Here is a 22,817-nt window from a genome sequence, read left to right as displayed (position 1 = left end):
TAGCATATGAAACGCACACTGGCTGGCATCCTGCTCGCGACATTGGGCTCGTTATTTGCCCTTTCTTCCTATGCTGCAACCCTCCAGGTTTACCCGGTTAACGTTGGCTTTTGCGCGGGTGAAACGGCGCAGGCAATCTACGTTAAAAACGTCGGTAGCGCCGCCATTGGCGCACAAATCCGGGTATACGCCTGGCATCAGCAAAACAATACAGACGCGCTAAGTGAGACGGAGGATTTACTGGTCAGCCCGCCAATGACCACTATTCCAGCAGCCCGCCAGCAACTTATTCGCGTCATTCTTCCCGTGCCGCCCAGCGGTGATACCGAACACGCCTACCGTCTGGTCGTCGATGAACTGCCCGGCAGCAGTAACATGGCGGAAAAAGATGGCGTGCGCTTTCTGCTGCGTTACTCCATCCCGGTGTTTGTGAACTGTCACGACCAGCCGATGGACCTGAAAACCGTGAGCGCATCAATTGATCATCTCACCCACCCGGCGATGCTCAGAATCCGCAACAACGGCACGCAGCACATTAAGTTGAGCAACATTGCCCTGTTAGCCGGTAGCCATCGCGTACCGATGAGTAAAGGGTTACTCGGCTACGTACTACCGAACAGTGAAAAGGAATGGCCCCTGCCAAAAGGAATCAATACGGCGTCATCTTTGTCACTTAATTTGAATGATAATGAGCAAAAACAGACCATCGATATTACTCCGTAACGCCATACCGCTTTGGTTTCTGCTCTGTCACTGCGCCTACGCCGCCAATGATGAAACGCTCTACCTGACCGTCAGCGTTAACGGTCAGCCGATTAAAGGCTTTGTGAAAGCCAAAAATATTGATAATAAGCTGTATATCTCGGCCAATGACGCCAAAAAACTGGACATCAAAACCGCCTCGCTACCAGAGCGTCAAGGGTTCTTCGACTTAAGCGCACAGGACGGTCTGGACGTAACGTTCGATAGTCTGAGTCAGAATATCAACATCGTCGCCAGCAAAGCGTGGTTAGGGCGCGATAGCCGTCTGTCCAATCGCAACGGCTCCCATCTGATCCACGCCTCTCAGCTTTCGCCGGAAGTGCGCGGGTTGGCGCTGAACTACAATGCGTTCACCAGTCACGAAAACGGCGAGCAGGAGGCTTCACTGTTCAGCGAGTTGCGCACGTTCGGCCTGGGGCCCGGTTTTTTTAGCACCTCGTTTAATAGCCAGGACTCCACTAACGCCGCTGACAGTGAGCGCGGTACCCATCGTCTGATGAGCAGTTGGGTCTACCAGAACGTCGATAAACTGTTCTCCATGACGCTTGGCGACAGCTTTACCAGCAGCCAAAGCTGGAACAACAGCGTGCGTTTTGGCGGTATCAATATCGCCCATAACTATTCGACACAGCCAAACTTCAGCACCTCATCGCAGGATATTCTGACCGATAGCGTCACCCTGCCATCCACCGTTGACCTCTACGTTCGCGGGGTGAAAACCTCTTCACAGCGGGTGGACCCGGGGCAATTTACGCTCAATACCGCGCCGATCTTCACCGGTAATGAAGGTGCGCAGGTGGTGATTACCGATATTAACGGCCAACAGCGGGTGGTAAATCTGGATCTCTACGGCGCCACGCAGTTACTGTCAGCCGGGCTGAATACCTGGGGCATTAGCGCAGGCTGGGTGCGAAAGGATTACACCTACGCATCGTTTAGCTATGACAGTGAATTTGTCGGCGTGGGAGACTGGCGCTACGGGGTCAGCAACAAATCCACCCTCGGGCTACATACCGAGCAAAGCGCCAGCCTGCACAATCAGGGTGCGGGCTGGGATTACCTGCTATCGCCCACGCTAGGGGTGCTTCACGCCAACGCGTCGAACAGCCGCTATGGGCAAGAGAGCGGAACGCAGTGGGGGTCAGGCTGGCAGTGGAACAATCGCCGTTTTAACGTGGCGTTGAACCATTCGCAGGCGAGCCGGGGCTATCGGGATGTTTCATCCCTGGCGGACAATACCCTGACCACACGGGAGGATTCGGCATTTACCAGCGTCACCGTGGATGCGGTCGGTACCTTCGGCATAAGCTGGGTAAATCAAACTTACCCGGACGCCTCATCGCAGTACGTTGGTCTCTCCTGGTCAAGAAGCTTTACCCACCAGATAACCTTAGCCACCAGCCTCACCCAGGAACTTGGCGATGAGCGCAATACGACGGTGTATCTGAACTTCAGTATGCCGTTGAATCAGAATAAAGATTACCTTTCACTGCAGGACAGCCACGATAACGCCGGCAATGCAATGCAGGCCAGCCTGGCCCACTCTCTTGATGCCAACAAACCCGGCTGGGGATGGAATATGTCGGCTCAAAGCGGCGATAACGCCGCTCTGCACGCGACCGTTCAGCACCGTAGCCACTGGAGCGATATGGGGCTGGGCCTTAACCGCCAGGACAATAACAGCGATTACTACGGTTCAATGTCTGGGGCATTGGGGCTGTTTATGGGCCATCTGTACGCCACCCGCATGTTGGGCAGCGCGTTCGCCATTGTCGATACTTCAAACGTGCCTGACGTACCGGTTTATCTGGAACATCGGCCCGTTGGCCATACCGATAAGAACGGTATGCTGTTTCTCAACAACCTCAATGCGTATCAGGAAAACCGGTTGGATATCGATGTGCTGCAACTCGACGAAGCCTATCGTGCGCCCTACACCGGCGAAGTGCTGATCCCGAAAGCCGCCAGCGGCGCGCTGGCTAAGTTCACGATCTACAAAACCCAGGCGCTGCTGATGACGGTGAAAACGGTCGATGGAAAAGCGGTACCGTTTTCGGCGCAGGTTAACGTACTGACCGCAGCCGGTGAACCACCCACACACGGCACACAGCACACCATTGCGGGCTATGAAGGAAAGATATATCTGGAAGATCCCCCGACCGGCGGCCATGTAGAAGTTAAATGGGCCGCTTCATCCTGTCAGGTAATACTGCCCCAGCGGCTTCACCCTACCCATTCCGTGGAGACAATCAACGCGCTATGCCAGTCACTCGCTCAATAGGATTTATCGGCCTGTTTATACTGCTGATGTTCACCTTTAACCCCGCCGCGCAGGCGGCAAACTGCTGGAACGGTAGCCCGCCGGGGCTGAGTTTTGGTACCGTTACGCCGGGCGTTAGCAGCGCGACCAGCACCAGGCTGACCTTTACCTGCAACAACTACGACGGGCAGCCGGAATACGTTCGCGCCTGTCTGAAGCTAATGGCAAACGACCCGATTCCGATGAGCCAGAATGAGCCGTCCACCACGCCGCTCTATTTTTCGCTGTACTCACTGTACGACCTGAGACACCCGCTGAGTCAGAACAGTGACGTCTACGCGCAGATTGATATGTCGCTGGCGTCCGGTCAGGGTAACGTTGAGCATGACATTCCGCTCATCGGCAAAATCAACCCCGGCCAGAGCAACATCAGCGCCGGGAGTTATTACGATTACGCCACCGGCGTTCAGATACGCTATGCCTCAGCGTCGTCGATGCAATCGCTGCCATCATGCAGCGAAGAGTCTGGCACGCTTATCACCGATCAAATCAGCGCTACCGCCACGGTGAAAAATGGCTGCGAAATCGTCAGCGTCGATAGCATGGAATTTGGCAGTAAATCACCTGCCGAAGCTGACACGTTGCAGGCAAGCTCAACTGCCGGCATCAGCATTCAGTGCCCGACGGGCACCACCTATGCCGTTGGCATCGGCCGCGGCCTGCACGCGGACGGTAACGCCCGACAGCTTTGCCACGACGGCGAATGCGTCAGCTATGGTCTGTATCAGGATGCTGCCCATGCCGTCGAATGGTCGCCTGACAACCCGGAGAAACAGTATTCCGGCGACGGTCAGCCGCAGAATCTGGTGGTCTACGGCGACGTACCCTCACAGAAGTGGCCGTCGGCGGGGGACTATTCCGACACGGTGGTGATTACGCTGACCTATTAACCGCTGGCAGCAGCGCGTTCAGAAGTTGAGCCAGTTGCGCCGCCACTGCCTCAACGGGCAGCCCCATCTGCGCGTGCATAATCGCGCCGTCCAGCGCCACCACTACCGCTGCGGTCTCATGGCCCGGCCAGCGCCCTGCCAGTTCGGCGGCAACGGCGGCTTTATGTTCGCGAGTCAACTGCTCAACCTCGGGCAGCGCATCGCCTATCTCCGCCGTCGCATTCAGAAAAGCGCAGCCGCGAAAGTCAGGCTGCTCCCACCACTGCCGCATCGTGGCGACCAGCGCCGTAGCAGGCGCCTGCCCGGCTTCACTTTGCTGCTGTAGCGTATCGCTAAACCACGTCATCCACAGCGTGTGGCGATAATCCAGATAGGCGAAAATCAGCTGATTCTTGCTGGGAAAGTGACGATAGAACGTGACTTTGGTCACCCCGGCCTGCTCGATAATTTTATCAATACCGGTGGCACGAATACCGTGTAAGTAAAATAGCGCATGCGCCGTGGTGAGAATTTTTTCCCTGGCGCTGATGGCCTTTGAACCGTTTTTTACCGCGTTATTCATCGTTTTTTCACCGTTGACAAACTCTGGAGACGGGAATACGTTAGCACCAAGTAGACAGATCTGTCTACATTGTCACTCTGGAGGTTTTTATGAGCATCAGTCGCCCGCCACTCCCGCCTTTCACTCGCGAAAGTGCGATTGAAAAAGTTCGCCTTGCTGAAGATGGCTGGAACAGTCGCGACCCGGTGAAAGTCGCGATGGCCTACACTACCGATACCCAGTGGCGAAATCGCGCCGAGTTTATCCACGGACGCGCCGAGGCGCAGGCCTTTCTCGAGAGAAAATGGAAAAAAGAGCAGGAATATCGCCTTATCAAAGAGCTATGGGCTTTTGAAGGCAACCGTATTGCCGTGCGCTATGCCTACGAATGGCATGACGATTCCGGCAACTGGTTTCGTTCCTACGGCAATGAAAACTGGGAATTTAACGAGGATGGGCTGATGCAGCGCCGCTTTGCCTGCCTGAACGACCTGCCGATTCGCGAAGATGAACGCCTGTTCCACTGGCCCCAGGGCCGACGCCCGGACGATCATCCGGGGCTTAGCGAATTAGGACTGTAACAGCAGCACTCTCCGCGCAGTCGCGCGGGGAGTGATTATCCCACCGCAATATTATTTTTGCATCAGTACAGATGCCGCGCTCAGCAGAAAAATAGCAATCATCACGACACTCATGATAATTACCGCTAAACGGGCGTTGCGCAAAGTTCGGGTCATTGCGAATATCCTCACAAAGAAAAATAGTGGCGTAACAGCGCCGTAGCGAGCACGCCGATAATAACGGTTACTGGCATAGAAAAACGGATAGCCGCAATAAACGTCACGCCCAGGCCAATTAAATCAATAAAGTTACCTGAAGCAAAATACGGGGCAATAAACGCCAGCATGACGCACCCCGGCGATGAACGCAGTACCGCCATAGCACCCGGCGTCAGCGTACGATTTCGTAAAATGAGCCACGCAGAGATGCGGGTTAAATAGGTGGTTGCCGCCATCAACACGATGGCAAACAGCGTTTGCTGATCCGGCATTATTTATCCCCCCACCGCCAGGCCACCGCTAACCCGGCCAGCGGCCCGGCGATAACGTACCAGACGCCGGGTATAAAGTGATACACCGCCACGGCCACCAGCAAACTGGTCAGCCACGGCAGCGCTTTGCGAACTCCGCGCCACATACCCCGGACCAGCACCAGAAATACCGCCGGGAACGCCATATCAAAACCATAACGGTGAACATCGCCCAGCACCGGTCCCGCCAGTGCGCCAAGGGCAGTGAAACCCACCCACATGGCATAAAACGACAGCGATGCCCCCAGATAATAAGGCAGACTAAAACTGAGCATTCCACGACCAGCTCGCTTTTGCGCATCGCTGTAACTCAATGCCCAACTCTCGTCAGTCATCAAAAACAACGCCGGGAGCACCTTACGTTTCGGGAAACGCGCCAGCAGTGGCACCAACGTCGCCCCCATCAAAATATGTCGGCTATTCACCAGAAAGGTCACGGCCATAATTAATAAAATATGCGGCGGATTGGTCCAGATTTGTATTGCCGCAAACTCAGAGCCACCGGCAAAATTAAGCCCGGTCATTAGCGGCACTTCAAAATGACTTAATCCTTTATGGCTCGCCTGTGCGCCAAGCACCAGCGCAAATGGAATAACGCCAAGTAATACCGGCAGCCCTTCTTTAATCCCACGACGAAATTCAGCGCCCACGGAATCACTTTGCGCAGACGTGTCTGGTCCGTCCGCAATAACGGAAATATCTTTTATGCTCATATTGAATGCCTGTTTCGGATGCTGCTTTAGCTGGCATTAGCATAGAATGCGTGACACTATTAGTAAACATATATAGTGTCACATTACACTTAAGTGATCAGATGCGCGAACGCTCCCCCTGGCAGCCACGGCTTGCCGAACAGACAACATCCCCCACCGAACGGCTGGTACTGGCTTTATCGGAAGATATTCTTTCCGGCCTACTGCCCTACGGCGCACGCTTACCGGCGCATCGGGATCTCGCGGATACCCTGAGTATTGGCCTTGGCACGGTGACCAAAGCCTACGGGATACTCGAAAAACGTGGCCTGGTCCGCAGCGTTAAGGGCAGCGGAATGTTTGTCGCGCTAGCAAACGCGCGTAGCGCAGAAGTTATCGACCTTTCGCAGAACACGCCGCCTGCCGCCCTGACGGCGCGTTCACTCGGCGCGACGCTCACCGCCATCGCACGTCGGCCGGATATGGATATGTTTAACTTTTATGCCCCTCCCGCTGGTCATGATGAGCACCGACGACTGCTGGCGCGCTGGTTTACCCAGCTTGGCGTTGAGGCCAATGCTGAACAGCTCATTATCACCAGCGGCGCGCAGCATGCGCTGTCGGTGGCGCTCTCCACCGTCTGCAAGCCGTTCAGTACGCTGTACGTTGAGGCGCAGACCTATTCCGGACTGATTCAACTTTCGCGACTGCTCAATCTGACGCTGGTCGGCATCCCAATGGATGATGACGGTATGGATGTGAAAGCGTTAGAAGCAGCGCTCGACGCCCGCGGTGAACACAACGCGGCGGTGTATGTGACCCCGCTGCTGCAAAGCCCTTCAACGCGGGTGATGAGTCTGACGCGTCGTCATGAACTGGTGCGCATTTGCCGGGAACGGAAGCTGTTTATCATTGAAGATGATGTTTATCGGCTGACCCGCAATATCGACATACCGCAAATCACCCGTTTGGCACCGGAAATCACCCTGTATGTAAATAGCCTGTCGAAGATCCTTAATCCAGCGCTTCGAATTGGCGGGCTTCTGCTGCCCAAGGCGCTCTACGCGCAGGGAGAATCGATGCTCAGAACAACGGCTATCATGGTTTCACCGCTGAGCTGTGCCATTATGGAGCAGTGGCTGCTGGACGGCACTGCCGAAACCGTCACCCTCGCCATTGAGCAAGAGACTACACGCCGATACGCGCTGGCACGCGATATTCTGGGCGAAAACCTGTACCACTCAGGGCTGCCCAGCTTCCACCTCTGGCTGCCACTACCCCGGGAAAACGTACACCCTTTCTACGAGGCAGCGCTTGCCGCCGGTATTAAAGTGACGTCGCCCGCCTCAACGGAGGTGACACCGTTCGCCGATCAGGCGGGAATTCGATTGTGTATTGGCGGGCCGGATATGGAAAAGCTGACTCAGGCGCTGTTGATAATTAAGCGGATTATCACCCAGCTTAAACGACCTGCGATGCTGAATTATCCGGTCTGAGCACGCTTAGGGCGAATATCAAAACCTCGGCGCCATACCATACTTCGGCGATTTGATATTGGCTGCCCATACCTTGATATTATTCTGCAACAACAAGGTGAAATCAGACTCGAGGTGATTCACCATCTCATTGATTTGCTGTGAATCGTTAAGGGCGTAATGTTCGATCCGGTCCTTGCCTACCGGCACGCAGCTGTATTTGGCTGGAATATCTTTGCCATTAACATTGAACGTTTTAGCACCACCCGCGCACGGCCCCTCAGCCAGGTAAGACACCACCATATTGGCTCCGATTCGACCTGGCTGGGCGATACTTAGCATGACGGGAAACCCCTCTGAGGTCTGCGTCATGTCATAAAGAATGGCATTTCGTAAGTACCAGGTGTTGTATTCCCGTTCCTGCTGTTCTGAATATGCAAGAGAAGGAAGAAAAAGCAGCGCAATGATCGTAACAGCGTGAATTTTCATAAAACGTTGCCTTTATGGATTGTCATACGCATTATTCAGATCGGGATAAAAACAACAACATATTAAGATTATTCCTACTATTTTTGGCTGTCATCTTTTGGCTTTAATTTTAAAACAGGTCCTTCTGGATATACCGCACTAGAGAACGCGATCGCTGCACTACACGAAAAAATGCTGAAAATAACCCCATATCCCCCCAAGCGATTGTAAAAGCATCTATTTTTCAACACTTTTAACTGGTTACCGGCATGTTGTATAATGGTTTGCACTTTAACTAAAAAATGAGTGCGATCATGATTGATACCAACCTGCCTTTAACCGATGTCCACCGCCACCTTGACGGTAATATCCGTGCCCAGACCATCCTCGATCTCGGCCGCCAGTACAATCTCGCGCTCCCCGCTACTACGCTTGAAACCCTGCTGCCCCACGTACAAGTGACCAGTAATGAACCCGATCTGGTGAGCTTCCTGAGCAAGCTTGACTGGGGCGTGAAGGTTCTGGCTTCTCTGGACGCCGTCCGCCGCGTCGCCTATGAAAACATTGAAGATGCGGCCCGTAACGGCCTGCACTACGTTGAGCTGCGCTTTTCTCCGCGCTACATGGCGATGACCCACCAGCTGCCGGTCGACGGCGTGGTTGAAGCGGTAATCGCTGGCGTTAAAGAAGGCTGCAAAACCTTTAACGTTGAAGCGCGTCTTATCGGCATTATGAGCCGTACCTTTGGCGAAGCGGCCTGTGAAGAAGAACTCAATGCCCTGCTGGCCCACCGTGACGGAATTACCGCCCTCGACCTGGCTGGTGATGAACTGGGCTTCCCGGGACATCTGTTCCTGAACCACTTTACCCGTGCGCGCGATGCAGGCTGGCGTATCACCGTTCACGCGGGCGAAGCCGCAGGCCCGGAAAGCATCTGGCAGGCCATTCGCGACCTCGGCGCTGAGCGTATCGGTCACGGCGTGAAGGCCATTCTGGATCCGGCACTGATGGATTTCCTCGCGGAAAAACGTATCGGCATTGAATCCTGCCTGACCTCCAACATCCAGACCAGCACCGTGCCATCGCTGGCACAACATCCGCTGAAAACGTTCCTTGAACACGGCGTGCTGGCAAGCATCAATACCGATGATCCGGCAGTTCAGGGGATTGATATTCAGCACGAGTACCACACTGCCGCCCCAGCAGCAGGCTTAAGCCCGGCACAAATTCGTCAGGCGCAGATCAATGGTCTGGAAATGGCGTTCCTTTCCGCTGCCGAAAAACAGGCGCTTACCGCCCGCGTTAAACAGGCATAAAAAAATCCCGGCAGGTACGCCTGCCGGGATTCCTCAATACCTTGGCGATTACACTAACGTCAGCGCCGCACGGTGTTTCGCAGATTCCATCCCCAGCTCAATCAGTTCCATAATCTGGATCGCCTGACCGGCCGGTACCGGATTCTCACCGATGCCGTTCAGCGCATCGCGGATTGCCGCGTAGTACGCTGGGTAGTTGCCCGGTTGCGTCAACAGCGTCGTTTCCACCCGCGTTTCACCGTCCACCGTTGTTAACACGCCGTCACGCATATCGTAGCCCCAGTCGGCCTGCGGTAGACGTTCCCCGCTTTTCAGGCGATCTTCCTGCGGGTCGAGGCCAAACTTCACATAGCTTGCCTCGGAACCGTGAATGATATAGCGCGCCGTTTCCGCCGCCGCCAGAAGCGTGCCGTGCAGCACAACGCGGCGCTGCGGATAGGTTAACACCGCATGGAAGTAGTCTGTGGACTGCGCGCCGGGGCGCAGCTGACCGAGATCAACATACATACTCTGCGGTAAACCAAACAGGGTGACGACCTGATCCAGCAGATGCGGGCCTAAGTCATACCATATACCGCTGCCCAGCCCAGCCTGCTCGCGCCAGCGGGCGCGTACCTGCGGACGATAGCGGTCAAAATGTGATTCAAAGTGAGCGATATCGCCCAGCTTGCCTTCGTTGATCAACGCTTTCACCGTCAGGAAGTCGCTATCCCAGCGGCGGTTATGGAACACCGACAGCAGTTTGCCCTGCTGTTTAGCCAGCGTATCCAGTTCACGCGCCTGTGACAGTGTCACGGTGAATGGTTTATCCACCACCACGTTTTTACCCGCTTCCAGCGCCGCTTTCGCTAACGGGAAGTGGGTATCGTTTGGCGTCGGGATAACGATCAGGTCGATATCAGGATTGGTAAATAGCGCCGTCGGGTCGGAGACGACCTGCACCGCTGGCCAATCTGCATGAACTTTACTGGCATCGCTACTGGAGACGACGGCAAGCGCCATACCCGGCGTGCCGCTGATGAGCGGCGCGTGAAATGTCTTACTGGCATAGCCATAACCCACTAATCCCACACGGATTTGGTCACTCATATGTCGCCTCACTTCTCTATTTGGTGTGCTTTGAACTGATTTTGTAATCGATTTCTTTATTTGAACTCATCTGAAGCGTTCATACAACAGTTTAATAACATTATGGTCCATTGCCCCGTCAATTGGTGAAATAACCACCACCTGTCGAAACGATTCGGCTGAAAACTTGCGTTGTGACGCAGGCACGCTAAGATCTTGCCCTGGCTCTCTTTTATCAATGGACTGTAAGTAAAATTTCATGACTTCCGTAATGACGCGTATTGTTGAATTAATTGGTTGGATTATTCTGGGTTTTTCCGTTCTGCTTCTGTTTGTCGCGCATCACATCGATAACTACCAGCCGCCGGAGCCCGCTACCGCAACGCTGCAAAAAAATGTCCCGCCGTCATCGTAAAAGAGTGATTCAGATCTCATCAATGGAACCGGTTTCAGAAACCGGTTGCTCCACTTAAAAGCACTCCTTACACTCGTGTTATCACACAGGTAAGGAGTGTTATATGTCTGCTTTTCCCCCAAATTTTCTCTGGGGAGCTGCCACGGCAGCGTACCAGGTTGAAGGTGCACATAATGAAGACGGTAAAGGCCCGTCTATCTGGGATATTTTCTCCCACCAGCCAGGGACAACCTATCAGGGTACAAACGGCGACGTTGCCGTCGATCACTACCATCGCGTAAAAGAAGACGTCCAGTTAATGGCGGAAATGGGGTTGCAAAGCTACCGCTTCTCCATCTCATGGCCCCGCCTGCTGCCGAACGGCCGCGGCGAGATCAACGAAGCTGGGGTGAAGTTTTACAGCGATCTGATTGATGACCTGTTAGCACATAATATTGAACCCATGATTACCCTCTATCATTGGGATCTCCCACAGGCGCTTCAGGACGAAGGCGGCTGGGAAGCCCGCTCCACGGCGGAAGCTTTCGAAGAGTATGCGCGCCTGTGCTATGCCCGTTTTGGGTCCCGCGTGAAGAAATGGGCCACCTTTAACGAAACCATCGTCTTTATTGGTCACGGTTACATTACCGGTAGCCATCCCCCTTCCGTGCGTAACCCGGCACGCGCTATTCAGGCCTGTCACCACGTCTTTATTGCCCATGCCATGGCGGTTAAAGCGTTTCGTGGGATGCAAATCAACGGTGAAATTGGCTTCGTCAACGTGCTGCAACCCCACTCTGCGCTGACCGATAGCCCGGAAGACCAAGCCGCTACCGATCTGGCAGACGCTATCCATACCCACTGGTTCTACGATCCGGTGCTGAAAGGCCGCTATCCTGATGAACTGCTGGCACAATCTCAGGCGCTGTGGGGCGTACCGCGCTTTGCGCCGGGAGACGATGAACTGCTGCGCAAAAACCGCTGCGATTTTATCGGCCTGAACTACTATCGTCGTGAAACCGTTTCCGCGACGCCGCCGAAAGAAAAAGTCAGCGGTGAACAAGGCGTTGAAGGGCTGTTCTATTTCGTCCGTAATCCGGAAAGCGTCTACACCGAATGGGGCTGGGAGATTTGGCCTCAGGGGTTAACCGACGGCATCATGATGATCAAAGAGCGTTACGGTGATATTCCTATCTATATTACCGAAAACGGCCTGGGTGCCGTTGACCCTATCGTCGATGGTGAAGTGGTGGATACACCGCGTATCGATTTCCTACGCGTTCATATTGATGCTCTGGAAAAAGCCATTGCGCTTGGTGCTGACGTCCGTGGTTATTATCCGTGGTCGTTTATCGATCTGCTAAGTTGGCTGAATGGTTACAAAAAACAGTACGGTTTTGTTTATGTCGACCATAAGCAAAATCTGATGCGCAAGCGTAAAAAAAGCTTCTTCTGGTATAAGGATGTAATTGCCAGTCGCGGCGAGAATCGTTAATTTCACTTTGTCAGGGCGTGCCAAGCGCCCTGACTGCCTAAAAAATCACATTTTTTGTATCGAAATCAATAAGCACATTTTCTGTTATTGTAATTCCTGCCTATAAGCCAAATAATCCAGGCCGTCCTGCTGAGGTTTAGTCGTATGCGCTGAACTCTCTATAAAAACGGATGTCGATACACCTATTGGCTGCGCACCCCTTTACCCGCTTTGTCATTCAGTTCTTTCTCACGGACTGAAACACGCTGTACGGTGAGCCCTAACATTATAAAATGGATACCCTTAAATGACCGTTCTGGATTATTTATTAAAATTCCGCAAAGTCAGTTCGCTGGACAATCTTGAAAAACTCTACGATCACCTGAACTATTCGCTGACCAACACCGAAGAAATTATCAATATGTATCGCGCTGCCGACCATCGTCGCGCGGAGCTGGTTTCCGGCGGGCGACTGTTCGATGTCGGCCAGGTGCCAAAATCCGTTTGGCGATTCGTGCAATAGTAGTTTTTTCCAGAGCGCCAGTTGCTTATACTCCTCGGCTTGTATTTTTTCCTCTTCACTGGCGCTGATTTTCAGGAGACACAATGTCGGATAATTCTGCGGAACGTATCGGCGGATGGCTGCTTGGCCCGCTGGCCTGGCTGATTGTTCAGTTAATAAGCATCTGCATCACGTTAGTTAAATTTGGCTACGTCCTGCTGACGCCGAACACCCTGAGTCTGATTAAAGAGATGGGGGCGGCCAATATCGCCCTGCTCGCGCTCTCCTTCTTGTCATTCATCGCCATGTGTTATTACACGCTGTGGCTGACTATTGCCTTCTTCAAGCGCCGCCATAACGTACCAAAGCACTACATTATCTGGTTGATGATTGGCGTCCTGCTGGCGGTGAAAGCCTTCGCCTTCTCGCCGATTTCGGACGACCTTGCCGTGCGACAGCTGCTGCTTCCGCTGTTGGCCGCCGCGCTGATTGTGCCGTACTTCAAGCGTTCGCAGCGGGTAAAACGCACCTTTACTCACGCGTAATAACCCCACACTTAGCCTGTTGTCGCTCGAGACACTTTGTCAGATAATAGGTGGCTTTTTTTGTTACAGGTCGAATGATGTCTGACTATTTATTGCTCTTTATCGGTACCGTGCTGGTAAATAACTTCGTCCTGGTGAAGTTCCTGGGGCTCTGCCCGTTTATGGGCGTTTCCAAAAAGCTGGAAACGGCTATGGGGATGGGCCTGGCGACCACCTTCGTGATGACGCTGGCCTCTATCTGCGCCTGGCTTATCGACACCTGGATTCTGATCCCGCTGGATTTGGTTTACCTGCGCACGCTGGCGTTTATTCTGGTCATCGCCGTTGTCGTTCAGTTCACCGAAATGGTGGTGCGTAAAACCAGCCCGGCGCTCTATCGCCTGCTGGGCATTTTCCTGCCGCTTATCACCACCAACTGCGCCGTACTCGGCGTGGCGCTGCTTAACATCAACCTCGGCCACAATTTCCTGCAGTCGGCGCTGTACGGCTTTTCAGCCGCCGTCGGCTTCTCGCTGGTTATGGTGCTGTTCGCCTCTATTCGCGAACGTCTGGTGGTCTCCGACGTTCCTGCGCCGTTTCGCGGCAACGCCATTGCGCTGATTACCGCTGGTTTAATGTCATTAGCCTTTATGGGCTTTAGTGGGCTGGTGAAGTTGTAATGATGACCTTCTGGATTGCTGTCGCTGCGATCAGCCTGTTAGGGTTGATTTTTGGCGTCATTTTGGGTTACGCCTCACGCCGTTTTGCCGTTGAGGATGACCCGGTAGTTGAAAAAATTGATGAACTGCTGCCGCAGAGCCAGTGTGGCCAGTGCGGTTACCCCGGCTGCCGCCCTTATGCAGAAGCGGTCAGCAACGGTGAAAAAATTAACTGCTGCGCGCCCGGTGGCGAAGCCGTGATGCTGAAAATTGCCACGCTGTTGAACGTGGACCCGCAGCCGATCGGCGGTGACGAAGCGGCCGCCGAGCCAGCGCGCATGCTCGCCATCATTGATGAAAATAACTGTATCGGTTGTACCAAGTGCATTCAGGCTTGCCCGGTAGACGCCATTATTGGCGCGACCCGCGCCATGCATACGGTGGTCAGCGACCTGTGCACCGGCTGTAACCTGTGCGTGGCCCCTTGCCCAACGCAGTGTATCGAGTTACGCCCTGTCGAAACGACAACCGACAGCTGGAAGTGGGATCTGCACACTATCCCGGTACGAAACATTCCTGTGGAACACCATGCTTAAGCTATTCTCCGCCTTCAGAAAAGACAAAATCTGGGATTTCGACGGGGGCATTCATCCGCCTGAAATGAAAACCCAGTCAAACGGCACGCCGCTGCGCCAGGTTCCCCTAGCCCAGCGTTTTGTTATCCCGTTGAAGCAACATATTGGCGCAGAAGGTGAACTCAGCGTGAAACCTGGTGATCACGTGCTCCGTGGCCAGCCGTTAACGCGCGGTTGGGGACGCATGCTGCCGGTCCACGCCCCCACTTCCGGGACGGTCGTGGCGATTGAACCTCATGCTACCGCCCACCCTTCCGCGCTGCCAGAAATGAGCGTCATTATTGACGCCGACGGCGAAGACCGCTGGATAGCTCGCGACGGCTGGAATGATTACAAAAACCATAGTCGCGACGCACTGATTGAACGTATCCACCAGTTTGGCGTTGCCGGTTTAGGCGGAGCAGGTTTCCCGACGGGCAACAAACTGCGCGGCGGCGGCGATAAAATCACCACGCTGATTATTAACGCCGCCGAGTGCGAGCCGTACATCACCGCTGACGATCGCCTGATGCAGGACTGCGCAGCGCAGATTGTCGAAGGTATTCAGATCCTCGCGCATATCCTGCAGCCGCAGCAGGTGCTTATCGGCATCGAAGATAATAAACCGCAGGCGATTTCGATGATGCGCGCGGTGCTCGCGGGCTGTCACGGTATTAGTCTGCGCGTGATCCCAACCAAATACCCTTCCGGCGGCGCAAAGCAGCTGACGCAAATTCTGACCGGTAAACAGGTTCCGCACGGCGGCCGTTCGTCGGATATTGGCGTATTGATGCAGAACGTCGGCACCGCCTATGCGGTAAAGCGCGCGGTCATCGACGGCGAACCGTTGACCGAGCGCGTCGTCACGCTGACCGGTGAATCGGTTGGCCAACCTGGTAACGTCTGGGCGCGTCTGGGCACGCCGGTACAGCATCTGCTCAAACATGCCGATTTTTGCCCGACCAGCGACCAGATGGTGATCATGGGTGGCCCGTTGATGGGCTTTACCCTGCCCTGGCTTGATGTACCGGTGGTCAAAATCACCAACTGTCTGCTGGCCCCTTCTGCCGCTGAAATGGGCGAGCCGGAAGAGGAAAAAGGCTGCATTCGCTGTAGCGCCTGCGCCGATGCCTGCCCGGCCGATCTGCTGCCGCAGCAGTTGTACTGGTTCAGCAAAGGCCAGCAGCATGATAAAGCCACGGCACACAACCTTTCCGACTGCATTGAATGTGGTGCCTGCGCGTGGGTCTGCCCAAGCAGCATTCCGCTGGTGCAGTACTTCCGTCAGGAAAAGGCCGAAATCAACGCCATTCGCCAGGAAGAACAGCGCGCCGCAGAAGCCAAAGCTCGCTTCGAAGCGCGTCAGCAGCGTCTGGAACGCGAGAAAGCCGCCCGTGAAGAGCGCCATAAAAAAGCGGCCGTTCAGCCTGCTGCCAAAGATCAGGATGCGATTCATGCGGCACTGGCTCGCGTACGAGAAAAACAGCAGCAGGCCGCGCAGCCGATTGTGATTCAGACTGGTGCCGTGCCGGATAACAGCGCTGTGGCTGCCGCCCGTGAAGCACGTAAAGCTCAGGCTCGCGCCGCGCAGGCTGAAAAACAGCAGGCAACGACTGAAGCTATCGACCCGCGTAAAGCCGCAGTTGAAGCCGCTATTGCTCGCGCCAAAGCACGTAAAGCGGCCCCTACTGAAGCAGCAGAACCTGCTGCCGTTGATGGAGCCATCGACCCGCGCAAGGCCGCCGTTGAAGCGGCTATTGCCCGTGCTAAAGCACGCAAAGCATCGCAACCAATGCCGGAAGAACCCGCTACTGTCGCCGACGCGGTTGATCCACGCAAAGCTGCCGTTGAAGCCGCCATCGCGCGTGCCAAAGCTCGTAAAGCGGCACAATCAGTTGAAGCACCAGCCGTTACCGTTGAAGAGACAGCGGTTGACCCGCGTAAAGCTGCCGTCGAAGCCGCCATCGCGCGAGCCAAAGCGCGCAAGGCCGCTACGACAGAAATGAATGAACCTGCCGCCAACGACGACCCACGCAAAGCCGCCGTTGCTGCCGCTATTGCCCGTGTTCAAGCCAGGAAAGCCGCTCAGGCCGTTAACGAGGATTAAATGGTTTTCAAAATCGCAAGTTCCCCTTATACCCACAACCATCGCCAGACATCGCGTATTATGATGCTGGTGGTCATTGCCGCACTGCCCGGCATTGTGGTCCAGAGCTGGTTTTTTGGCTGGGGAACCGTCATTCAACTGGTTCTCGCTATTCTTACCGCCTGGCTTGCCGAGTCGCTGGTGCTTCGCCTGCGCAAGCAGAACATCGGTCAGACGCTCGCCGATAACTCTGCGCTGCTGACCGGCCTGCTGCTGGCCATCAGTATTCCGCCGTTTGCTCCGTGGTGGATGGTGGTACTCGGTACCGTGTTTGCCGTGATTATTGCTAAGCAACTCTACGGCGGCCTGGGTCAGAACCCGTTTAACCCAGCGATGATTGGCTACGTGGTACTGCTGATCTCCTTCCCGGTTCAGATGACCTCCTGGCTGCCGCCGCACGATATCGCCGCCAACGTGCCGGGCTTTATGGACGCGCTGCAGGTGATTTTCAGCGGTCATACCGCTGCAGGTCAGGACATGACGGCGTTGAAGATGGGAGTCGATGGCATAAGCCAGGCAACGCCGCTCGATACGTTCAAAACGTCGCTTCATGCCGGACATCCGGTGGATGAGATCCTCAAATCCTCGATTTATCACGGTGCGCTAGCCGGTGCGGGATGGCAGTGGGTCAACGTAGCCTATCTGGTCGGCGGCCTGTTCCTGCTGTGGCAAAAAGCAATTCGCTGGCATATTCCGGTGAGTTTCCTGGTGAGCCTGGCTGTCTGCTCAACGCTCGGCTGGCTGTTCCACCCGGAAAGCGTCGCCTCGCCGCAGATGCATCTACTTTCTGGCGCGACCATGCTGGGTGCGTTCTTTATTCTTACTGACCCGGTCACCGCCTCCACGACCAACCGAGGTCGTCTTATCTTTGGTGCGCTAGCGGGCCTGCTGGTCTGGCTTATTCGCAGCTTCGGCGGCTACCCGGACGGCGTGGCGTTTGCCGTGCTGTTAGCTAACATCACCGTCCCACTGATTGATTACTATACGCGCCCGCGCGTTTACGGACACCGCTGAGGATTCACATGTTAAAGACCATGCGTAAACACGGTGTCACGCTGGCACTGTTCGCAGCCGGTTCTACCGGGCTGACGGCGGCAATCAACCAGTTGACCAAGCACACCATCGACGACCAGGCCGAGAAGCAGCAAAACGCCCTGTTCCAGCAGGTCATTCCGGCAGGAAGCTATAATAATGACCTGTTGAAGAGTTGCTTTGTGGTGGAAGCCCCGGCGCTCGGCAAAGGCGCGCATAAGGTTTATATCGCCCGTCAGGACGATAAGCCGGTCGCCGCCGTACTCGAAGCCACCGCGCCGGACGGCTATTCCGGCGCTATTCAGCTGTTGGTCGGTGCCGATTTTAACGGTACCGTGCTTGGTACCCGCGTGACCGAGCACCACGAAACGCCGGGGCTGGGTGATAAAATAGAGCTTCGCCTGTCTGACTGGATAACCTTCTTCGCCGGTAAAAAAATCGACGGTGCGAACGATAGCCAGTGGGCAGTGAAGAAAGACGGCGGCCAGTTCGACCAGTTCACCGGGGCGACCATTACCCCTCGTGCGGTAGTCAATGCGGTAAAACGCGCAGGGCTGTATGCCCAAACGCTGCCCGACCAACTGTCACAACTGCAAGCCTGTGGAGGATAAACAATGAGCGAAGTCAAAGAGGTTATTGTCCAGGGGCTGTGGAAGAATAACTCCGCGCTGGTTCAGCTTTTAGGCATGTGCCCGCTGCTGGCGGTCACCTCAACCGCCACCAACGCCTTAGGTTTAGGTCTTGCCACTACCCTGGTATTGACGCTCACCAACCTGGCCATCTCCAGCCTGCGTCGCTGGACGCCAGCGGAAATTCGTATCCCCATCTACGTGATGATTATTGCGTCGGTGGTTAGCGCCGTGCAGATGCTGATCAACGCCTATGCGTTCGGCCTGTACCAGTCGCTGGGGATCTTTATCCCGCTTATCGTGACCAACTGTATCGTCGTAGGTCGCGCAGAAGCGTTTGCGGCCAAAAAAGGCCCGGCGCTGTCGGCGCTGGACGGTTTTGCTATCGGCATGGGCGCCACCTGCACCATGTTTGTACTGGGTTCCATCCGTGAACTGCTCGGTAACGGCACGCTGTTCGACGGCGCGGATGGCCTATTGGGTAGCTGGGCGAAGGCGCTGCGCATTGAAGTCTTCCATACCGATACCCCTTTCCTGCTGGCGATGCTGCCACCGGGCGCATTTATCGGCCTGGGAATGCTGCTGGCTATCAAATATCTTATCGATGAACGGACTAAGAAACGTCATGCTCAGCAGGTTATTGCCGCCGATAGCGTGAACGTGGATGGGGCAGAGAAAGCCTGATGAACAAAAGCAAGCGTCTTGAAATATTGACTCGGCTGCGCGACAACAACCCGCACCCGACCACCGAACTCAACTTCACTTCACCGTTCGAATTGCTGATTGCGGTTCTGCTCTCCGCACAGGCGACGGACGTGAGCGTCAACAAAGCGACCGCCAAACTTTACCCAGTGGCAAACACGCCGCAGGCGATGCTTGATTTGGGCGTCAATGGCGTGAAGGAGTACATCAAGACGATTGGCCTGTTCAACAGTAAAGCGGAGAACGTCATCAAGACCTGCCGCATGCTGCTGGAACTGCACGGTGGTGAAGTTCCGGAAGACCGGGCGGCGCTGGAAGCATTACCGGGGGTTGGACGTAAAACGGCGAACGTGGTGTTAAACACTGCTTTTGGCTGGCCCACCATCGCCGTCGATACGCACATCTTCCGCGTCTGTAACCGCACGCAGTTTGCGCCTGGCAAGAACGTCGAACAGGTGGAGGAGAAGCTGCTGAAAGTGGTTCCCGCCGAGTTTAAGGTCGACTGCCACCACTGGCTCATTCTGCACGGCCGTTACACCTGCATCGCCCGTAAGCCTCGCTGCGGTTCCTGTATCATTGAAGACCTGTGTGAATTTAAAGAGAAAGTGGAGCTGTAGTCCATTTTTCGCGGCGTGGCAAGTCGGCCCGCCGCCCCCTTCCGAGTGACTAGACCGCGTTTAATCCCATCTAATTATTCATTTTTTGGCACATCCAACGCCTATATAACGCTTTTACAGATTAAACGGGCCATCACTAACGAAATTTTCTATACAAAAACTGACCAGAACATCACCACAACATGATGTTGCATTTATGTTTCTTTACGAGCAATTCGCTTACATCATTAGGATGAATCCTCCGTAACGCACAATATGATCATCCAGTTATTTTTCAGAATCCAGCCTATATCACTATACGAAAGCGAGATCAGCAGAAGATATCGTTAAATTGCCGTTTTTGCCCCACTATTTCAGAATAAAAAACCGCTTAAATTTAAAGCGTGAAATTTAACGCTAAATAACATTTATATGTCTGGTTAATTATTCCACTCTTTTTATTTGTAACGGAGTATTACAAAGGTCTTGTCTGAAAGCGCAGGATAGTGAACATTACTTCCCGTTTCCCTCCAGAATAACTATAAGGTGGATGCCAATGAGCACCCGCCCAGTACACCCCCCATTAGAATGGGATGTAAATAAGAGGTATATGTGTCTACTGCAAACAATAAACCAACTGAAAGCGTAAGTTTAAACGCCTTCAAACAACCTAAAGCGTTCTATCTCATCTTCTCTATCGAGTTATGGGAGCGTTTTGGTTTCTACGGCCTGCAAGGCATTATGGCCGTTTACCTGGTTAAACAGCTGGGTATGTCAGAAGCAGATTCCATCACGCTGTTCTCTTCCTTTAGTGCATTAGTGTACGGTCTGGTTGCTATCGGCGGCTGGCTGGGCGACAAAGTACTGGGTACAAAACGCGTGATTATGCTGGGTGCCGTGGTGCTGGCTATCGGCTATGCGCTGGTCGCATGGTCTGGTCACGATGCAGGCATCGTCTATATGGGTATGGCGGCTATCGCTGTAGGTAATGGCCTGTTTAAAGCCAACCCGTCTTCCCTGCTCTCTACCTGCTATGCCAAAGACGACCCGCGTCTGGACGGTGCATTCACCATGTACTATATGTCCGTGAACATCGGTTCGTTCTTCTCCATGCTGGCAACGCCATGGCTGGCCGCAAAATACGGCTGGAGCACTGCGTTCGCGCTGAGCGTCGTGGGTATGCTGATCACCGTGGTTAACTTCGCTTTCTGCCAGCGTTGGGTTAAACAGTACGGTTCCAAGCCTGACTTCGAGCCAATCAACTACCGCAACCTGCTGCTGACCATTGTCGGCGTGGTGATTCTGGTCGCTGTCGCCACCTGGCTGCTGCACAACCAGGGCATCGCACGTATGGTTCTGGGCGTGATTGCACTGGGCATCATCTTTATCTTCGGTAAAGAAACCTTCGCAATGAGCGGTGCGCCGCGTCGTAAGATGATCGTGGCGTTCATTCTGATGCTCGAAGCGATTATCTTCTTCGTGCTGTACAGCCAGATGCCAACCTCTCTGAACTTCTTCGCGATTCGTAACGTTGAGCACTCCATTCTGGGCATCGCGTTCGAACCGGAACAGTATCAGGCGCTGAACCCGTTCTGGATCATTATTGGTAGCCCAATTCTGGCCGCTATCTATAACAAGATGGGCGACAACCTGCCAATGCCGACTAAGTTCGCGATTGGTATGGTGCTGTGCTCCGGTGCCTTCCTGGTGCTGCCGCTGGGCGCGAAGTTCGCTTCCGACGCGGGTATCGTTTCCGTTAACTGGCTGATCATCAGCTACGGCCTGCAGAGTATCGGTGAACTGATGATTTCTGGTCTGGGTCTGGCGATGGTGGCACAGCTGGTTCCACAGCGCCTGATGGGCTTCATCATGGGTAGCTGGTTCCTGACTACCGCGGGTGCGAACATCATCGGTGGCTACGTTGCTGGCATGATGGCGGTTCCGGAAAACGTGACTGATCCGCTGATGTCTCTGAACATTTATGGCCACGTATTCCTGCAGATTGGTGTTGCTACGGCCATTATCGCCGTGCTGATGCTGCTGACCGCTCCGAAACTGAACCGTATGACTCAGGACGACGCAAAACCTGCTGCTGACGGTAAAGTCGCTTCCGCATAACGTCATCGGGAAACGAATAAATATTTAGGCCGCTAACTTCTGTTAGCGGCTTTTTTTTTATCGCTTCAGGCACTAACATACCTCCATATCTCTCGGCTGCCCTTCGGCTGAGGGAAAACAAAAATAACCAAGTCTGAAGGAGTTACCCATGAAATTGTTCTACAAACCCGGCGCCTGTTCCCTTGCATCGCACATCACGTTGAGGGAGAGCGGAAAGGACTTTACGCTTATCGGCGTCGACCTGATGCACAAACGTATGGAAAACGGTGACGATTTCCTGAAGGTCAACCCGAAAGGCCAGGTTCCTGCGCTGCTGCTGGACGACAACACCCTGCTGACGGAAGGCGTGGCTATCATGCAGTACATCGCCGATAGCGTTGCGGATCGCCAGCTGCTGGCACCGGTTGGTACCATCAATCGTTACAGAACGCTGGAATGGCTGAACTATATCGCGACCGAGCTGCACAAAGGCTTTACGCCACTGTTCCGCCCGGATACCCCGGAAGATTACAAACCAACGGCGCGCGCGCTGCTGGATAAGAAACTGGCCTACATCGATGAATCGCTGGCGAACGCGCAGTGGATCAGCGGTTCACGTTTCACTATTGCCGATGCCTATCTGTTTACCGTGCTGCGCTGGGCGTTTGCCGTGAAGCTGGAAATGGCTGGATACAAAAATATTGCGGCCTATATGGAGCGCGTCGCGGCGCGTCCTGCGGTGGCGGCAGCCATGGCGGCTGAAGGTCTGAAGTAATATTGCTGTGCTGGCTCCCCGGAGTCGGCGCTTCGCACCTCGTCCGGGCTA

Annotated in this window: 24 protein-coding genes; 19 read left to right on the top strand and 5 right to left on the bottom strand. The window is 54.5% G+C overall.

Annotation, left to right across the window (positions count from 1 at the left end):
- Positions 1-6: 6 nt before the first annotated feature.
- From HII27_RS01430 to HII27_RS01420, 3 genes are read left to right on the top strand one after another with little or no spacing between them, the layout of a single operon-like run.
- Positions 7-723 carry a fimbrial biogenesis chaperone gene (locus tag HII27_RS01430; protein ID WP_185666189.1) on the top strand — a complete coding sequence of 239 codons (717 nt, stop codon included), beginning with the start codon at positions 7-9 and terminating at the stop codon, positions 721-723.
- Positions 689-3,043 carry a fimbria/pilus outer membrane usher protein gene (locus tag HII27_RS01425; protein ID WP_185666188.1) on the top strand — a complete coding sequence of 785 codons (2,355 nt, stop codon included), beginning with the start codon at positions 689-691 and terminating at the stop codon, positions 3,041-3,043. The genes HII27_RS01430 and HII27_RS01425 overlap by 35 nt, the downstream gene beginning before the upstream one ends.
- Positions 3,022-3,972, top strand: a complete 951-nt coding sequence (locus HII27_RS01420; protein ID WP_185666187.1) for a spore coat protein U domain-containing protein — start codon at positions 3,022-3,024, stop codon at positions 3,970-3,972. Before HII27_RS01425 ends, HII27_RS01420 begins: the two co-directional genes overlap by 22 nt.
- On the opposite strand, the gene HII27_RS01415 is transcribed toward HII27_RS01420, so the two are convergent.
- On the bottom strand, positions 3,956-4,534 hold the full coding sequence (locus tag HII27_RS01415; RefSeq protein WP_185666186.1) for a TetR/AcrR family transcriptional regulator: 579 nt from the start codon (positions 4,532-4,534) through the stop codon (positions 3,956-3,958). The two genes, HII27_RS01420 and HII27_RS01415, sit on opposite strands and share 17 nt — an antisense overlap.
- An 89-nt stretch (positions 4,535-4,623) precedes the next feature.
- Here HII27_RS01415 and HII27_RS01410 point away from each other — a divergent pair, with 89 nt between their 5' ends.
- Positions 4,624-5,094 carry a nuclear transport factor 2 family protein gene (locus HII27_RS01410; RefSeq protein ID WP_185666185.1) on the top strand — a complete coding sequence of 157 codons (471 nt, stop codon included), beginning with the start codon at positions 4,624-4,626 and terminating at the stop codon, positions 5,092-5,094.
- Between the two features lie 167 nt (positions 5,095-5,261).
- On the opposite strand, the gene HII27_RS01405 is transcribed toward HII27_RS01410, so the two are convergent.
- Both HII27_RS01405 and HII27_RS01400 read right to left on the bottom strand, forming a co-directional pair.
- Positions 5,262-5,564: an AzlD family protein gene (locus HII27_RS01405; protein WP_185666184.1), complete on the bottom strand. Its 303-nt coding sequence runs from the start codon at positions 5,562-5,564 to the stop codon at positions 5,262-5,264.
- Complete coding sequence (locus tag HII27_RS01400) at positions 5,564-6,316, bottom strand: AzlC family ABC transporter permease (protein WP_185666183.1); 753 nt, start codon at positions 6,314-6,316, stop codon at positions 5,564-5,566. The genes HII27_RS01405 and HII27_RS01400 overlap by 1 nt, the downstream gene beginning before the upstream one ends.
- A 101-nt stretch (positions 6,317-6,417) precedes the next feature.
- Between HII27_RS01400 and HII27_RS01395 the strand changes: the two genes are divergently transcribed.
- Positions 6,418-7,791 carry an aminotransferase-like domain-containing protein gene (locus HII27_RS01395; protein ID WP_185666182.1) on the top strand — a complete coding sequence of 458 codons (1,374 nt, stop codon included), beginning with the start codon at positions 6,418-6,420 and terminating at the stop codon, positions 7,789-7,791.
- 18 nt (positions 7,792-7,809) lie between these two features.
- Here the strand turns inward: HII27_RS01395 and HII27_RS01390 are convergent, their stop codons facing one another.
- A complete protein-coding gene (locus HII27_RS01390) occupies positions 7,810-8,259 on the bottom strand; it encodes a hypothetical protein (protein WP_185666181.1) in 450 nt (149 codons plus the stop codon).
- A 293-nt stretch (positions 8,260-8,552) separates the two neighbouring features.
- Between HII27_RS01390 and add the strand changes: the two genes are divergently transcribed.
- On the top strand, positions 8,553-9,554 hold the full coding sequence (add, locus tag HII27_RS01385; protein WP_185666180.1) for an adenosine deaminase: 1,002 nt from the start codon (positions 8,553-8,555) through the stop codon (positions 9,552-9,554).
- Between the two features lie 48 nt (positions 9,555-9,602).
- Here the strand turns inward: add and HII27_RS01380 are convergent, their stop codons facing one another.
- On the bottom strand, positions 9,603-10,643 hold the full coding sequence (locus HII27_RS01380; protein WP_185666179.1) for an oxidoreductase: 1,041 nt from the start codon (positions 10,641-10,643) through the stop codon (positions 9,603-9,605).
- A gap of 238 nt (positions 10,644-10,881) precedes the next feature.
- Here HII27_RS01380 and blr point away from each other — a divergent pair, with 238 nt between their 5' ends.
- The 13 genes from blr (at position 10,882) to gstA (ending at position 22,766) form a co-directional block, all read left to right on the top strand.
- Positions 10,882-11,037 carry a division septum protein Blr gene (gene blr / locus HII27_RS01375; RefSeq protein ID WP_185666178.1) on the top strand — a complete coding sequence of 52 codons (156 nt, stop codon included), beginning with the start codon at positions 10,882-10,884 and terminating at the stop codon, positions 11,035-11,037.
- Positions 11,038-11,140: 103 nt separating this feature from the next.
- Positions 11,141-12,511: a GH1 family beta-glucosidase gene (locus tag HII27_RS01370; protein WP_185666177.1), complete on the top strand. Its 1,371-nt coding sequence runs from the start codon at positions 11,141-11,143 to the stop codon at positions 12,509-12,511.
- A gap of 286 nt (positions 12,512-12,797) precedes the next feature.
- A complete protein-coding gene (gene ydgT / locus HII27_RS01365; protein WP_185666176.1) occupies positions 12,798-13,013 on the top strand; it encodes a transcription modulator YdgT in 216 nt (71 codons plus the stop codon).
- 83 nt (positions 13,014-13,096) lie between these two features.
- A complete protein-coding gene (locus HII27_RS01360) occupies positions 13,097-13,537 on the top strand; it encodes a DUF2569 domain-containing protein (protein WP_185666175.1) in 441 nt (146 codons plus the stop codon).
- A 77-nt stretch (positions 13,538-13,614) separates the two neighbouring features.
- Positions 13,615-14,196, top strand: a complete 582-nt coding sequence (gene rsxA / locus HII27_RS01355; protein ID WP_185666174.1) for an electron transport complex subunit RsxA — start codon at positions 13,615-13,617, stop codon at positions 14,194-14,196.
- On the top strand, positions 14,196-14,771 hold the full coding sequence (gene rsxB, locus HII27_RS01350; protein WP_185666173.1) for an electron transport complex subunit RsxB: 576 nt from the start codon (positions 14,196-14,198) through the stop codon (positions 14,769-14,771). The genes rsxA and rsxB overlap by 1 nt, the downstream gene beginning before the upstream one ends.
- A complete protein-coding gene (gene rsxC, locus HII27_RS01345) occupies positions 14,764-16,896 on the top strand; it encodes an electron transport complex subunit RsxC (RefSeq protein ID WP_185666172.1) in 2,133 nt (710 codons plus the stop codon). The genes rsxB and rsxC overlap by 8 nt, the downstream gene beginning before the upstream one ends.
- On the top strand, positions 16,897-17,949 hold the full coding sequence (gene rsxD, locus HII27_RS01340) for an electron transport complex subunit RsxD (protein ID WP_185666171.1): 1,053 nt from the start codon (positions 16,897-16,899) through the stop codon (positions 17,947-17,949). It abuts the gene before it with no gap.
- Between the two features lie 8 nt (positions 17,950-17,957).
- The gene (gene rsxG / locus HII27_RS01335) at positions 17,958-18,578 is read left to right on the top strand and encodes an electron transport complex subunit RsxG (protein WP_185666170.1); all 621 of its coding nucleotides are present in this window, start codon (positions 17,958-17,960) and stop codon (positions 18,576-18,578) included.
- A 3-nt stretch (positions 18,579-18,581) separates the two neighbouring features.
- Positions 18,582-19,280: an electron transport complex subunit E gene (locus HII27_RS01330; RefSeq protein WP_185666169.1), complete on the top strand. Its 699-nt coding sequence runs from the start codon at positions 18,582-18,584 to the stop codon at positions 19,278-19,280.
- Entirely contained in the window at positions 19,280-19,915 is a 636-nt protein-coding gene (gene nth, locus HII27_RS01325; protein WP_185666168.1) for an endonuclease III, read from the top strand. Before HII27_RS01330 ends, nth begins: the two co-directional genes overlap by 1 nt.
- A 591-nt stretch (positions 19,916-20,506) precedes the next feature.
- Positions 20,507-22,012, top strand: coding sequence for a dipeptide/tripeptide permease DtpA (dtpA, locus tag HII27_RS01320; RefSeq protein ID WP_185666167.1), 1,506 nt, complete (start codon positions 20,507-20,509; stop codon positions 22,010-22,012).
- Positions 22,013-22,160: 148 nt separating this feature from the next.
- Positions 22,161-22,766: a glutathione transferase GstA gene (gene gstA / locus HII27_RS01315; protein ID WP_185666166.1), complete on the top strand. Its 606-nt coding sequence runs from the start codon at positions 22,161-22,163 to the stop codon at positions 22,764-22,766.
- Positions 22,767-22,817 lie beyond the last annotated feature (51 nt).

The organism is Kluyvera sichuanensis, assembly GCF_014218705.1.
Taxonomy (GTDB): domain Bacteria; phylum Pseudomonadota; class Gammaproteobacteria; order Enterobacterales; family Enterobacteriaceae; genus Kluyvera; species Kluyvera sichuanensis.
The sequence above is the reverse complement of the archived record's forward strand: the minus strand, read 5'-3'. Positions and strand labels throughout refer to the sequence as shown.